Below are 13,326 nucleotides of genomic sequence, written 5' to 3'. Positions count from 1 at the left end.
CTAAAGGCGGTCTACTTTCCTCCCATGTCTTCCACCACGACCAGTAGCACCCCTGGGGCCGCGGCGAGCGCCGCCGCCGACCGCCGCCGGTGGTTCGCCCTGGCCATCGTGATGACCGCGGCCTTCATGGACCTGGTCGACGTCACGATCGTCAACATCGCCATACCCTCCATCCAGCAGGACACCGGGGCGAGCTTCTCCTCGATCCAGTGGATAACCGCCGGCTACGCGCTCGCGTTCGCCGCCGGCCTGATCACCGGCGGCCGCCTCGGCGACATCCACGGCCGCAAGAAGCTGTTCCTCATCGGCATCGGCGGCTTCACGCTCGCCTCCGCGCTGTGCGGCTTCGCCGCCAACCCCGAGATGCTGGTCGCCTCCCGCATCCTCCAGGGCGCGATGGCCGCCCTGATGGTGCCGCAGGTCCTCTCGATCGTCCACGCCACCTTCCCCGCGCACGAGCGCGGCAAGGTCTTCGGCCTGTTCGGCGCGATCGTCGGCCTCGGCGCGGTCTCGGGACCGCTGCTGGGCGCGCTGCTCACGGAGTGGAACCTGTTCGGTCTCGAATGGCGCCCGATCTTCCTGATCAACCTGCCCGTCGGGATCGTGGGCCTGATCCTCGGCACCAAGTTCATCAGCGAGTCCAAGGCGCCCAAGGCCCTCAGGCTCGACCTGCTCGGCGTCGTCCTGGTCACGCTCGGCCTGCTCATGCTGCTCTACCCGCTCACCCGCGGCCGCGAGCTCGGCTGGCCGCTGTGGGGTTACGTCTCGATGGCCGGCAGCGTCGCGGTCTTCGCCGCTCTGATCACCTACGAGCGCAGGAAGGCGGCCAGGGACGGCTCGCCGCTCATCGAGCTGTCGCTGTTCAAGGTGAAGAGCTTCGCCGCGGGCATCGCCGTGCAGGCCACCTTCGGCGTGGGCCTGGGCATCTTCTTCCTGGTGTGGACGCTCTACATGCAGATGGGCCTCGGCTGGAGCGCGCTGCGTGCCGGTCTGACCGGGGTGCCGTTCTCCATCGCGGTCTCCGTGGCGGCCGGTCTGTCCGTGCAGAAGCTCGTGCCGCGCTTCGGCCGCAAGGTCCTCCAGGGAGGCGCCCTGACGATGGCCGCCGGACTGCTGATCTACATCTGGGAGGCGGGCCACTACGGCATGGACATCGCCCCCTGGCAGATGGCGCTCCCGCTGGTCGTGATGGGGCTCGGCATGGGTCTCATCGTGGCCCCGCTCACCGACGCGGTGCTCTCGGAGGTCCCCAAGGAGCACTCCGGTTCCGCGTCCGGGCTCATCAACACCGTGCAGCAGATGGGCAACGCGCTCGGCCTCGGCCTGGTCTCGGTCGTCTTCTTCGGCTCGATCGGTGACGACCTCGCGCCGCCGCGCCTGAACCAGGCGTTCGTGGCGGGCTTCCAGCACTCGCTCTGGTACGTCGCAGGCGTCCTCGCGGTGATCTTCCTGGTGATGTTCGCGCTGCCGGCCCGCCCCCGGCTGCACGTCGAGGGCGCGGTGGACGAGGCCCCGGCACCCGAGCCGGCCAAGGAGGCGCAGCCGGTCGGCTGATCCCCGGCTGCCGCACGGCCCGCGACGGCCCCCAGGTCATCGGACCCGGGGGCCGTCGCGCCGTGGGCAAGATCACCGGAGCCCGGGCCCGTTTGTGCCCGCCGGGTGCCCGGAACGACGTACGAGAAGCGCGCACGGTCGTAACCTGACAGGGCAACCACAAGTTCGGGCAGGGAACGGACGTAACCAAACGTGTACGCACCGGAGCGGCAGCAGGAGATCCTACGGATCGCGCGGGAGAGCGGGCGCGTGGACGTGCTCACGCTGGCCGAGACCTTCCAGGTCACCGCCGAGACCGTACGGCGCGATCTGAAGGCACTCGACCGGGCCGGCCTGGTGCGCAGGGTGCACGGCGGTGCCATCCCGGCCGGGCGGCTCGACTTCGAACCCGATCTCGCCGAGCGCGAGTCCACCGCCGCCGACGAGAAGCACCGCATCGCCCGGGCCGCCCTCGCCGAGCTCCCCACCGAGGGCAGCGTCATCCTCGACGCGGGATCGACCATCGCCCGGTTCGCCGCCGAGCTGCCCCTGGAGAGCGGGCTCACCCTCGTCACCCACGCCCTGCCCGTCGCCGCCCGGCTCGCCGACCACCCCGCCATCGACCTCCACCTCGTCGGCGGCCGGATCCGCCACCGCACCCGGGCCGCCGTGGACGCCTGGGCGCTGCGCGCCTACGGCGAGATCCGTGCCGACGTCATCTTCCTCGGCGCCAACGGCTTCTGTGCCGCCCACGGCCTCACCACCCCCGACCTCGCCGAGTCCGCCGTCAAGCGCGCCGCGATCGGCGCCGCCCGCCGGGTCGTCCTGCTCGCCGACTCCACCAAGCACGGCCAGGAGCACTTCGCCCGCTTCGCCGACATGGCCGACGTGGACGTCCTGATCACCGACCGCGGGCTCGCCCCCGAGGACGCCGCCGCCATCGAGGCCGCCGGCACGGACGTGATCACGGTATGAACATCCTGACCGTCACGCCCAACCCCAGCCTCGACCGCACCTACGAGATCCCCGGCCTGCGCCGGGGCGAGGTGTTGCGGGCCGGCCGGGAGCGGGTGGACCCCGGCGGCAAGGGCGTCAACGTCTCGCGCGCCGTCGCGGCCGCCGGGCACCGCACGGCGGCCGTCCTGCCGCTGGGCGGCGCCCCCGGCGACCTGCTCGCCGACCTGCTCGCCGCCGAGGGCATCGAGGTCGCCGCCGTCCCCGTCGCCGGCCGCACCCGGTCCAACATCGCGCTCGTCGAAGCGGACGGCACCCTGACCAAGATCAACGCGCCGGGCCCCGAACTGAGCGCCGCCGAGAGCGAGTCGCTGCTCGCCGCCGTACGGGAGCACTCCGCGCGGGCCGACTGGATCGCCTGCGGTGGCAGCCTGCCGCTCGGCCTCTCCCCCCAGTGGTACGCAGGCCTCGTCGCCCGGGCCCACGCGGCGGGCGCCCGGGTCGCGCTAGACACCTCGGGCGCCTCACTCGTCGCCGCCCTGCGCGAGCGCCCCGACGTGGTCAAGCCCAACGCGGAGGAGCTGGCCCAGGCCGTCGGCCGCCCCCTGGCCACGATCGGCGACGCGGTCAAAGCGGCGGAAGAAGTACGGGAGTCGGGGGCCGGGGCGGTGCTCGCGAGCCTGGGCGTGGACGGCCAGTTGCTGGTCACCGCGTCCGGCACGTACTTCGCGCGCGCTTCTGTGGACGCCGTACGCAGCAACGTCGGAGCCGGTGACGCCTCGCTCGCCGGGTTCCTCATGGCGGGCGGCGAAGGCCCCGAGGCGCTGGCCGCCGCCGTCGCCCACGGCGCGGCCGCCGTCCGCCTCCCCGGCAGCGTGATGCCGGCCCCTGCCGACCTCGCCACGGCGTCGGTCACGGTCACGCAAGCGGTACCGCTGGAACGCCCGCTGAGGTCTCCGGCGTCCTGAGGCGGAACTGAACTGCCGTCGGCTGGGCGGTGGTTGACGGACGGGAGGTGCCGTAGCGGGGCCGAGCCCTCACCGAGTTGGGACCGGCTACCGGGTCAGCCGGTTGCCGGGGCCTTCGGGTCCGGGGTAGTCCGGATCGTCCTCGCCGCTGGGCAGCGGGCGGTGGCCCTCGGACCAGTCATTGGTCCACCCGCACACCCCGCAGGCGTAACGCCCGTCGAGACCCGCGACGCGGGTACCGCATTTACGGCAGTCCGCCTCGGTGATCTCCGGGGTGAACACGGGCTCGGGTTCGGGCAGTGGATCGAGCTCCGGCGGCCAGGGACTCATGCGGGGAGCGTACCGGTAGGGCCGACGGGGCCGGGCGTCTTCGGATGTCATGACGTGACATGTACCACTTGGGGACCAAAGTCCCCGCAGCCCCTGCCGCAAGTCCCGGCCGGTGTTGTCTACTGGGGCCCGTGGCTCAGAACCTTACGATCATTCAGCAGATAGGCCTTTCCGTCCTCGCTGCGGCGAGTGTCGCCTGGGTCGTCGGACTGGTCCGCGTCCTGCGCCGTGAGCGCACCGACCGGGCGCGGTGGCGCGCGGTGCGGCCGCTGGGGGCGGTCGGGCCGCAGGCGGGGCCGCCCGCCCGGGAGGCGGTGGCCCTCACCGAGGCCGAGCGCGACGCCTTCGCCGGCCTGGTCCGCCAGCTGGATCCCCGCCGGTCCTGACCGCGCGCGTACGGGGCCGGGCCTTGGGGGGCGCGGGCCTCAACTCACGCGCGCGCGGCGCTCCATGGCGGTGCGCGCCGCCTGCTCGCTCCCGTACACCTCGCACATGTGGCGGCCGTCCGGCGTCGCCGTGTGCTCGACCTCCCACAGGCTCAGCTCGCTGCCGTCGAGCAGCAGGAACGCGTGCTCGTACAGCGTGAAGGCGGCCTCGTGGCCGGCCGCGCGGCTGTGGCTGCCGAACGCCTGGGTGATCCAGTGCGCGTGCGCCGCCCGCAGCCGCAGCGCGGTGCGGTGGCCGGGCCGGTCGCGGTTCTCGGCGCGGCGCAGCAGCCGTCGCGCGTGGTCGGCGGAGTCGTCGGGGGCGTACGGGTGCGGGCGTTCCGTGCCCGGCGCGGTGCGGGCGTGCTCCGCGATGGCGTCCGGGCCGAGCCCCGACTCCCAGCCTTGGAGAATTTGAAGGTCCTGGAGCCGGGCGAGCAACGGGTCGAGAAGCGGGGGCGGGTCGAGTAGCGGAAGCGGGTCCGTCAACTCGCCTTTCTGGCGGGCGAGTTCGTCGGGATCCGCGTCCGCCGGGAGCGCCTTGCGGCGCAGGCGTGCCGCGGCGACGCGGGCCTCGTCCTCGGCCGCGTACACCTCGTGGGCGTACTCGCGGCCGTCGTGATGGGCCACTTCCCACAGGGTGACGGTGGTGCCGTCCAGGAGCAGATAGCAGTGCCGGTAGGTCTCGCGGCTCAGGCGGTGGCCGGCCGTGCCCGCCGCCGACGTGTGCAGCGAGGAGTGGAGCGAAGTGGTGTGCGCCATCGCGGAGTCGAGGCGTTCGACGAGCTCGTCCGGCAGGTCGAAGGAGTTCAGGGCCCGCCCCAGGAGCGCGGCCAGCTGATCCTGCGCCGTTTCGTCGCCGGGGCCGCGCTCGCCGTCGAGCGGGTGGGGCACATGGAGCACCAAGGTTTCTCCTGGCCGTCGCTGTTGGTCACGTAGAAGGTGCTCAACGTAGCTCCTGAGGGCCGATCGCGCAGCGGGGATGGCCGAAACTTTTCCGGCCGGCACCCCACGAAAGGGTTACCGGCCGGTGAAGTTCCGTCTACGGGACGGGAGTTGGTCAGGAGGCGCTGTCCGCCGTCCACTGGGACCAGGGCAGGTTCCAGCCGTTGAGGCCGTTGTCCGGGGCGATGGTCTTGTCGGGCGAGCCCTTCACCACGACGACGTCACCGATGATGCTGTGGTCGAACATCCACTTGGCCGAGGTGTCGCCCGCCGCGCCCTTCACGTCCCGCATGCCGACGCAGCCGTGGCTGGTGCCCTCGTTGCCGAAGACCGAGGGGTCGCCCCAGTAGTTGCCGTGGATGAAGGTGCCGGAGGTGGACAGGCGCATCGCGTGCGGCACGTCCTTGATGTCGTACTCGCCGCCGAAGCCGACGCTGTCGCCGTTCATGCGGGTCTGCGTGAACTTCTCCGAGATCACCATCTGGCCGTTGTAGGTGGGGTGCTCGGCGCTGCCGGTGGAGACGGGGATCGTCTTGATGGTCTTGCCGTCCTGCTGGACGGTCATCTCCTGCGTCTTCACGTCCACCGTGGAGACCTGGTTGCGGCCGATGGTGAAGGTGACGTCCTTCTTCTGGACGCCGTAGACGCCCTTGGAGCCCTCGACCTTGTCCAGGTCTATCTTCATCGTCACCTGGGACCCGGCCTTCCAGTAGTCCTCGGGGCGGAAGTCGAGACGCTGGGAGTTGAACCAGTGGCCGACGACCTGCTGCCCGCTGCTGCTGGTGACCGTGATGTGGGAGAGGACGTCCTTCTTGTTGGTGATCGGCTTGTTGAAGGTGAAGGAGACCGGCATGCCGACGCCCACCGTGGAGCCGTCGTCGGGGGTGTAGGTGCCGATGAAGCTGTCCTGGGCCGAGACGGTGGTGAACTGCGAGTTCTCCGTCGCGGCCCGGCCCTTGTCGTCCTTGCCGCTCGCGGTGATCTTGTACTGGGTGCCGCGCTCGACCTTGCCGGTCGGCTTCCAGGACAGACCGTCGGCCGTGAGCTGGCCGGGCACGGCCTTGCCGCCCTGCGCCTCGGTCATCGTCACGTCGGAGAGCTTGCCGCCCTCCGCCTTGACGGCGACGTCGTTGATGGAGGCGTTGGTGGAGCCGTCCTTCGCCGAGATGGTGATCTTCAGCGTGGAGGCGTCCTTGGCGGCCGCGGCGTCCGAGCCCTTGCCGTTCTTGGCGTCGTCGTTGGCCTTGGCGTCCCCGCCGCAGGCGGTCAGCGCGAGCGCGCCGACCAGAAGTCCGGCGGCACCCGCGATCAGCCGGACGCGGCGCCGGGCCTGCCCACGCGAGGGGCGCGCGGTGCCGTACTGCTGGGGGTGCGCTGCGTTGTCCGACGCCGGCGGTGTCACGGGCTGCTCCATGTCTGCGTTATGTACTGCGAATTGAATCCAGTACGGGCATAGAGCACCCAAATGGGCCACCTGGTTGCGGGTGGCGATTGTGACGGCGGTCACATTGGCGCGCGGCGGGACCTCAACTCCCGTACAGATCCCTATAAGAGGGGAATGTCCCCCCGGGTCCTTCGACGCTTGTCGCGGCCCGCACCCCCCGGACGACGGCCCGCGCCACGACGTCCGCCCCGGCGGCCAGGACGTGGTTCAACTCCGCCGGGCTCAACGGGCCGGGCGCGGCGCCGCCGTCCGCGCCGTGCGTCCCGGTCGCCAGGGCGAACACGGTGTCGCCGTCGTGCATCAGATGGACGGGACGGATCGCGCGGGCCAGCCCGTCGTGCGAGGTCCCGGCGAGCTTGCGGGCCTGCGGCCGGCTGAGCGGGGCGTCGGTGGCCACGACGGCCAGCGTGGTGTTGAGCGGCGGAAGCCCCATCCGCTCGCGGGCTTGGGCGATCCGCGCCTGGGCCGCCAAGTGGGTTGCGGTGGGCGGCGGTTGAGGCGACCGGGTCCCGTACTCCCCGCGCCCTCCGTACTCCCCGTACAGGATCCCGGTGAGCGGGTCGATGGGCGAGCCGACGGCGTTGACGACGGCCAGCGCGGCGACCGTGGCCCCCGAGGCGAGCCGGACGCTCGCGGTGCCGACGCCGCCCTTGATCCCCCCGACCACGGCCCCGGTCCCGGCCCCCACATTGCCCTCGGCGGCCTCAGGCCCCGCGCTCCCGGCCGCCTGCGCGGCCGCCCGGCCCACCGACGCGTCGGGCCGGGCCCGCCAGTCGCCGCCGCGCCCCAGGTCGAACAGGCAGGCCGCGGGCACGACCGGAACCACCTGGTACGGCTCGGGGCCCACCCGGACCCCGCGCCCCTGTTCCTCCAGCCACGCCATGACCCCGCCCACGGCGTCGAGCCCGTACGCGCTGCCGCCGGTCAGGACCACGGCGTCGATCCGCTCGACGACGTTCTCCGGGTCGAGCGCGTCGGTCTCCCGCGTGCCGGGCCCGCCCCCGCGCACCGCGACCCCGGCGACCGCGCCACCCGGCGGGGCGAGGACGACAGTGGTCCCACTCAGCGCCCCGACCCCGCCCACGCCCGCGTGGCCGACCCGGAACCCGGGGACGTCGGTGAGGGAGTTGGTAGTCATGGTGGCCTCCTAACCTCTGGCGCGACCCGGATCGGTCGCTTGGTGGCGGGTTACGTGTCGGAGCGCTTGGCCAGCGCGACGAGCCCGGCGAAGGCGTCGGGGGAGAGCAGGAGCACGGGGCTGTCGGACAGCTTGCTGTCACGGACGGGGACGAGGGACAGCCCGTCCACGATCTCGACGCAGTCCCCACCCTCCTGGTTGCTGTGACTGGACTTGCGCCAAACGGCGCCGGACAGGTCGAGCTGGGACACGCGCACTGTTGCCCTCCATCACGGATCGGATCACGCTTTTTCGAGCTGTCCCGCGCTTGCCGTTGCGCGGCCCGGGTCGGTTGCTTGGTGCCGGGTTACGTGTCGGAGCGCTTGGCCAGCTCGACGAGCCCGGCGAAGGCGTCGGTGGAGAGCAGGAGCACGGGGCTATCGGACAGCTTGCTGTCACGGACGGGGACGAGGGACAGCCCGTCCACGATTTCTACGCAGGCCCCACCCTCCTGGTTGCTGTGACTGGACTTGCGCCAGGCGGCGGCGCCGAGGTTGAGCTGGGACTCGCGCACTGCTGTCCTCCATGACGGATCGGATCATGTCTAGCGACATGCACGGCGGTAGAGCGTCGGCTCTGAGCTGATCGTAGGAGATTCCGTACGACTTGACCTCGTGCGGATCCTCGATCAGTTGCCCCGAGTCAGCACCCTCGGTGTATGCCACCACCGTTCCGTCAAGCATGGTCAGAATGTTGAGCGAGCCGCCCATGGCTGAGTGTTCCCCCTGGCTGAAGGGCAGCACCTGAACGGTGACGTTGGGCTGACGGCAAACGGCCAACAACTGCGCCATCTGTTCGTGCATGACGGCGGCTCCACCGACGGGGCGTCGCAGCACCGCCTCGTCCAACACCACCCACAGCGTGGGCGGGTTGGAGCCCGCCAGGCGTTCCTGGCGGGACAGCCGGCCCTCGATCCGCTCTTCGAGCTGTTCCGCCGATTTCAACGAGCGCCCCACACGCAGCGTGGCCCGCGCATACGCCGGCGTCTGCAACAAGCCGTGCACGGTCTGGCCCGTGTATGCCGCGATGACTGTCGCCCTCGCCTCGTAGCCCATGTACGCCCGTGACCAGTCGGGAAACGTCTCGCTATAGACGTGGGGCCAGAGATCCTGCAACAAATCGTCGGAGCCGAGTTTTTCATCCAGCGCCCGCGAAAGCTCAAGCGTCGGCTTGGCTCCGGTGGCTCCTTCGAGTTGGGCGATCCGGCTGTGTTCGACCGCCACCAGGCCGCCCAGGTGCCTTTGTGTCCAGCCTTTTGCCAAGCGCAGCATCTTTAGTCGTTTGCCGTAGGTCTCCGCCATGGTTGACGGAGCGTCAACCGCCTTGGCCATAGCCTCACTTCTCGCTGGCTTTACGGTTGGAACGGTAAAGGCGTACCCCCTGTTGAGAGTACGGCGCGCGGCCGAAGGTGGAACCAGGAAAAGCAGAACCACACCCGAAGGGCGACGGCGCCGGATCATGACCAGCCAATCCCCCAGAACCATCAGCCAGGCGGACGACGTGGCCGAGCTGGACGTCGCCATGGCCCGGGGCCGCCTCCATCGGCTCCGGCCGGAGTGCCCCGAAGGCGAGCGCTGTCCCTTTCCGGCCTGGCTCGCCGTGCCGGACTGGGTACCCCGTACCGGCTACGCGCTGCCCACTCGGCGCGTGCTCGAAGCCGTCGAAGCCGGACTCAGGAAGAAGCTGTGACCGGCCCCGAGCCGGCACGGGGGCGCCCCCGTGCGCCGCAACCCGGCATGACCGTCATGGATGAGGCCACGGGACGTGTGGGACGCGTACTGGGATCCGTGCAGGGCGTGTACTGGCTCCGCCCTGTCGGAGGGGGCCCCAAATGGGCGGCGGACCCCGCCGGCCTCAGACCCGCGAGCACCGGTGCGTACGGTGTGCGGCGCGAAGCCGACCCAGGTCCGGATTGCGCCCTGTGCATTGCGGCGAGTCACGAGATGGCCGAGGCGCACAGGAAAGGAAATGACGCGGGCGTGCGGCAGGCCACCGAGTTCATCCAGGGGCACCCGCATCACGCGCGAGGGGCGGAACATTGAACCTTGCCGCACTGCATTCCATGGATTTCCGCAAACCGCGACCCGGCCCCATTGACCCCAAGAGCTGTGCTGCCTGCGCCCTGATCGCCGACATCGCACGCGAAGCGGTGGAGACCATGAATCTGGACCTGGCCCGCGATTTCGTCGAACTGGGCGCCCGGCACGCCTTGTTGGGACACCCCGATGATGACCGCCTGGACCGGAGCGGCTTCGGCTTCCTGTAGCGCGACCGACGAAATACGGCGCCCGGCCGCGCCTCGGCTGAATGAACCGGCGCACGCGGCTTACGGAACGTTCCAGGCGGCGATGACCGGCCGGCCGTCCTCCGTCGTGAGGGAGCTGAGCGTCCCCGGATGCGGACGGCCCAGGAGGCGGCTTGCGGACGGGGGCAGGCCGAGCCGGCGCACGGTGAGGACGCGTGCCAGGTGGCCGTGGGCGACGACGGCCACGTCGCCCTCGCTTAGGAGGGGGCGGACGCGGTCGAGCACCGCGTCCGTGCGCGCGGCTCCTGCGCGAGCTGTTCGCCGGGGGGCCGCGTCACCGGGGCGCAGGTTGATCGACCTTGCGACCCCGCTGAGCGCTTTCAGCTCCGGGGACGCTGTTGATCCGTCGCGCCGCGCCCGCGCATTCTCGCCGAGGCCGGAGCACCGACTACGTCCCGGGCCAACCCATCCGCCTGCCGGAACCCGCGCCCAGTGGCCGAAACGGTGCCTGGCTACGACCCGGATCCATCAACGGCACGTTCTGTGGCGGCCGCCGACTCGGCAAGTGCGCGGACGACGAGGAGAGCCGTCGCCTCGTCACGGATTCCCGTGGCCTCCCCCTGCTCCATGATCAGGTGCGCCGCTCCGTACGCGGTGGCCTGAGCCAACGGGTATTCCCCCAGGGCGAGATCCCTCCCGATGATCTCGATGACGGTGTCGAGGTCGGGCACGACGTCGTAAAGGGTCTTGCCATCCGCCCACACGGCTTCTCGGGCCCTCGGCTCTTCCGTCATGGACGAGATCTTCGCACCGGCTGGACGGCAGTTCCGCGAGAGAGTGGGGAGGGGAGGCACTTCACGGTGTGGCCGGGGCTTCGGGGCGGCGGCGGTTGAGGGTCCAGCCGACCGCCACCGTCAGCGCGGCCACCGCGCCGGCCAGCGGCACCGCGGCCCGGCCGGCGAATGTGCAGGCCACGATCGCCAACGCCGCTACCGGCAACGCAAGTTGCTGCGCCGCGCCCCGCTTGAAGTGGCGTGAGTGCAGGAGCCATACCGTCAGCAGGAACAGGGCCGCCGGAACCGTCACGGCGGAGGCGGCCGCGTGCGAGGAGATGTGGGCCTTGCCGACCGTCTGCTCGATCGCGACCTCCATGCCCGCGCCAATCGCCGCGGCCGATGCGAGCACCACGTAGTGGCCGTAACCCCACACGAAGGCCTGCCGGTTGGAGGTCAGATGGTCGTGGATGGGCACCGCGAAGTAGATCCACCACGCGGCGAACACGATGAGCAGGCCGCCCGCCGCGAGCGGCAGCAGATCGCCGAGCTCGTCGTGCTCGTCGAGGGCTTCCTGTACGGCGATGGTGGCCGCCGACACCGTCTCGCCCAGCACGATCAGCGTGAACAGGCCGTACCGTTCGGCGATGTGGTGCGGGTGCCACGTCGTGGTGTACCGGCGCTCGGCGATCATCGGCACGCTCAGCTCGGCGACGACGAGCAGCGGGAAGACCCAGGTGTGCTGGGAGTTCGGGACGAACAGCACGCCGACCCAGCCGAGCTGGCACACCACGAGCCCGGCGGCGTAGCGCAGGCACGCCCGGCGTTCGTCCGGGTCCTGGCTGGTCAGTGCTGCGCGCAGCCACTGGCTCGTCAGTGCGAGCCGCATCACGATGTAGCCGACGACGGCGATCGTGAAGTCTCCGGCGTCGAAGGCGCGCGGGACGCCCGCCGCGAGGATGAGCACGCCGGTGATCTGGACGAGGGTCACCACGCGGTACAGGGCGTCGTCCGTGTCGTACGCGGAGGCGAACCACGTGAAGTTCATCCACGCCCACCAGATGGCGAAGAACACCGTGGCGTATCCGGCGAGGCCCGCCAGTACGTGGCCTTCGGCCAGGGCGTGGACCAGGCGGGCGCCGGCCTGGGCGACGGCGACGACGAAGCAGAGGTCGAAGAACAGCTCCAGTGGGGTCGAGGCGCGGTGGTGTTCGTGGCGGTTGCGGGCGGTCATGCGTGGCATGGGGTCAGCGAACCAGACCGGGCGGGGTGGGGGCGCCCCCAACGCGGGGGGCCTCGCGGATTGCCACGGATGCCACGGCCTCCCCACGGGGCCCACCCCCAGCCCCGGCCCCACCGGGCAGGCCGAGCATGTCGCATGCTGGCCCCCACCGGATGCCCAGGGGCGCGGGGAACTGCGCGCTCAGCCTCGCACGGCCCGCAGCCGAGCTCCCTGGGGCTTCGCCCCAGACCCCGTTCGCGCCTGAAGGGCGCTCGTCCTCAATCGCCGGACGGGCTGACTATGCCTATGCGGGCCAGGATCGGACGCCTCAGGGGCGCGGGGAACTGCGCAACCAGCCCCGCAGGCCAGGGCGTACCCTCGGCCACGCGTCACGCGTCGAGGTTTCCCCGCCGCGCCGGCGCGCAGAGTAACCCGTATGACCACACCGGCAGAAAGCCTCCGCCAACTCGCCCGCACCCGCGCCTCCTTGGGGGGCGAGGAAGTCATCTACTGGTGGTCGGGAGACGTGTACTCCTGGGCCCCGGACGAGCCCTACCAGCGCCTCTTCGGGTTCGAGGGCGTCAACGTCGCCCGGCTCGTCCAGGACGACGACGCCGCCCCGGACGCGTACCAACTGCTCACCCGCGAGGCCGCGTTCTATCTCGACCCCGTCACCCGCAGGATCCTCGACACCTGGCAGGACCTCCCCGTCACGCACATCTGGAACGACCCCGCCAACCAGAAGTGGCGTCCCTTCCCGATCCCGACCACGGAGCTCGGCGGCCAGATCTGCTTCAGTCTGGAGATCCCGCTCTCCTACCCCTCGCCGCTGCCGGTCGCGCAGTACCCCGAGCACTCGGCCGGCGACACCTACCAGGCGCTGGAACTGTTCCAGTTCTTCGCCGACCGCGTTGACCTGGCGGGCCCCGCGCCCAGCGTCTCCGCCACGATGTCGTGGACCCGCATGTCACCGTGGGCCCCCTGGATGGCCCGGGGCCAGCGGCCCGGCGGGCTCGCCTACCACTGCCGCGGCCGCAAACTCGCTTCGTACGCCGAGGTCCCCGAACGCACCCGCGCCCACATCGCCGACCACCACCCCGAGTTCGCCCACGCCCCCGAGAAGTGGAGCGAGCCGAACGAGACCAGCTGGACCTACTTCCGCAAGCACAACCCGCCGACCGCCGGCTTGGCTGCTTCTGAGTGAACCTCCGGGGCCGCCCGGCTCCCCGCCCGGACGGGCGGGGAACCCCAGTGGTGACGCGTCGGGCCATGTGCGCCGTTCCGGTGCCACCACGCGAGTGCGAAGAGGG

The 13,326-nt window shown here is 71.2% G+C and carries 17 protein-coding genes; 7 read left to right on the top strand and 10 right to left on the bottom strand.

Translation table 11 applies throughout. From position 1 onward, the window contains the following. The first annotated feature begins 24 nt into the window (after positions 1-24). From ACFYM2_RS29420 to pfkB, 3 genes are all read left to right on the top strand, one after another. On the top strand, positions 25-1,554 hold the full coding sequence (locus tag ACFYM2_RS29420; RefSeq protein WP_359002001.1) for an MFS transporter: 1,530 nt from the start codon (positions 25-27) through the stop codon (positions 1,552-1,554). 192 nt (positions 1,555-1,746) lie between these two features. Continuing rightward, positions 1,747-2,508: a DeoR/GlpR family DNA-binding transcription regulator gene (locus ACFYM2_RS29415; RefSeq protein ID WP_350230900.1), complete on the top strand. Its 762-nt coding sequence runs from the start codon at positions 1,747-1,749 to the stop codon at positions 2,506-2,508. Continuing rightward, positions 2,505-3,455 (top strand): 1-phosphofructokinase, encoded by a 951-nt coding sequence (pfkB, locus tag ACFYM2_RS29410; RefSeq protein ID WP_388840434.1) that lies wholly within the window; start codon positions 2,505-2,507, stop codon positions 3,453-3,455. Before ACFYM2_RS29415 ends, pfkB begins: the two co-directional genes overlap by 4 nt. Positions 3,456-3,542: 87 nt before the next feature. On the opposite strand, the gene ACFYM2_RS29405 is transcribed toward pfkB, so the two are convergent. Next, positions 3,543-3,785 carry a hypothetical protein gene (locus ACFYM2_RS29405; protein ID WP_328312306.1) on the bottom strand — a complete coding sequence of 81 codons (243 nt, stop codon included), beginning with the start codon at positions 3,783-3,785 and terminating at the stop codon, positions 3,543-3,545. 131 nt (positions 3,786-3,916) lie between these two features. Here ACFYM2_RS29405 and ACFYM2_RS29400 point away from each other — a divergent pair, with 131 nt between their 5' ends. After that, positions 3,917-4,171, top strand: a complete 255-nt coding sequence (locus ACFYM2_RS29400) for a hypothetical protein (protein ID WP_359001997.1) — start codon at positions 3,917-3,919, stop codon at positions 4,169-4,171. Positions 4,172-4,210: 39 nt separating this feature from the next. Here ACFYM2_RS29400 and ACFYM2_RS29395 read toward each other — a convergent pair whose 3' ends face one another. The 6 genes from ACFYM2_RS29395 to ACFYM2_RS29370 all read right to left on the bottom strand — a co-directional run bounded on the left by ACFYM2_RS29395 (position 4,211) and on the right by ACFYM2_RS29370 (position 9,077). Beyond that, complete coding sequence (locus ACFYM2_RS29395) at positions 4,211-5,104, bottom strand: DUF6227 family protein (RefSeq protein WP_359002075.1); 894 nt, start codon at positions 5,102-5,104, stop codon at positions 4,211-4,213. A 166-nt stretch (positions 5,105-5,270) separates the two neighbouring features. After that, entirely contained in the window at positions 5,271-6,569 is a 1,299-nt protein-coding gene (locus ACFYM2_RS29390; protein WP_388840431.1) for an Ig-like domain-containing protein, read from the bottom strand. 112 nt (positions 6,570-6,681) lie between these two features. After that, positions 6,682-7,737 carry a P1 family peptidase gene (locus ACFYM2_RS29385; RefSeq protein ID WP_388840428.1) on the bottom strand — a complete coding sequence of 352 codons (1,056 nt, stop codon included), beginning with the start codon at positions 7,735-7,737 and terminating at the stop codon, positions 6,682-6,684. Between the two features lie 50 nt (positions 7,738-7,787). Beyond that, positions 7,788-7,988 (bottom strand): DUF397 domain-containing protein, encoded by a 201-nt coding sequence (locus ACFYM2_RS29380; RefSeq protein ID WP_388840425.1) that lies wholly within the window; start codon positions 7,986-7,988, stop codon positions 7,788-7,790. 95 nt (positions 7,989-8,083) lie between these two features. Further along, positions 8,084-8,203, bottom strand: coding sequence for a DUF397 domain-containing protein (locus ACFYM2_RS29375; RefSeq protein WP_359001990.1), 120 nt, complete (start codon positions 8,201-8,203; stop codon positions 8,084-8,086). Next, positions 8,172-9,077 (bottom strand): Scr1 family TA system antitoxin-like transcriptional regulator, encoded by a 906-nt coding sequence (locus ACFYM2_RS29370; protein ID WP_388840422.1) that lies wholly within the window; start codon positions 9,075-9,077, stop codon positions 8,172-8,174. Before ACFYM2_RS29370 ends, ACFYM2_RS29375 begins: the two co-directional genes overlap by 32 nt. 157 nt (positions 9,078-9,234) lie before the next feature. Here ACFYM2_RS29370 and ACFYM2_RS29365 point away from each other — a divergent pair, with 157 nt between their 5' ends. Together ACFYM2_RS29365 and ACFYM2_RS29360 are read left to right on the top strand one after the other, a co-directional pair. Next, on the top strand, positions 9,235-9,465 hold the full coding sequence (locus tag ACFYM2_RS29365) for a hypothetical protein (RefSeq protein WP_359001986.1): 231 nt from the start codon (positions 9,235-9,237) through the stop codon (positions 9,463-9,465). Between the two features lie 373 nt (positions 9,466-9,838). Continuing rightward, positions 9,839-10,042 carry a hypothetical protein gene (locus ACFYM2_RS29360; protein WP_388840418.1) on the top strand — a complete coding sequence of 68 codons (204 nt, stop codon included), beginning with the start codon at positions 9,839-9,841 and terminating at the stop codon, positions 10,040-10,042. Positions 10,043-10,102: 60 nt separating this feature from the next. Here ACFYM2_RS29360 and ACFYM2_RS29355 read toward each other — a convergent pair whose 3' ends face one another. From ACFYM2_RS29355 to ACFYM2_RS29345, 3 genes are all read right to left on the bottom strand, one after another. Continuing rightward, on the bottom strand, positions 10,103-10,369 hold the full coding sequence (locus tag ACFYM2_RS29355) for a histidine phosphatase family protein (RefSeq protein ID WP_388840485.1): 267 nt from the start codon (positions 10,367-10,369) through the stop codon (positions 10,103-10,105). Positions 10,370-10,533: 164 nt separating this feature from the next. After that, complete coding sequence (locus tag ACFYM2_RS29350; RefSeq protein WP_388840415.1) at positions 10,534-10,815, bottom strand: hypothetical protein; 282 nt, start codon at positions 10,813-10,815, stop codon at positions 10,534-10,536. 61 nt (positions 10,816-10,876) lie between these two features. Continuing rightward, positions 10,877-12,037, bottom strand: a complete 1,161-nt coding sequence (locus ACFYM2_RS29345) for a low temperature requirement protein A (RefSeq protein WP_359001978.1) — start codon at positions 12,035-12,037, stop codon at positions 10,877-10,879. 415 nt (positions 12,038-12,452) lie between these two features. Here ACFYM2_RS29345 and ACFYM2_RS29340 point away from each other — a divergent pair, with 415 nt between their 5' ends. Next, a complete protein-coding gene (locus ACFYM2_RS29340; RefSeq protein ID WP_388840412.1) occupies positions 12,453-13,220 on the top strand; it encodes a DUF1838 family protein in 768 nt (255 codons plus the stop codon). Positions 13,221-13,326: the final 106 nt, after the last annotated feature.

Origin of the sequence: Streptomyces sp. NPDC006711 (assembly GCF_042869775.1) — a bacterium.
In the GTDB taxonomy this organism is placed as follows: Bacteria; Actinomycetota; Actinomycetes; order Streptomycetales; family Streptomycetaceae; genus Streptomyces.
This window is presented reverse-complemented; position numbering and strand designations above follow the sequence as displayed.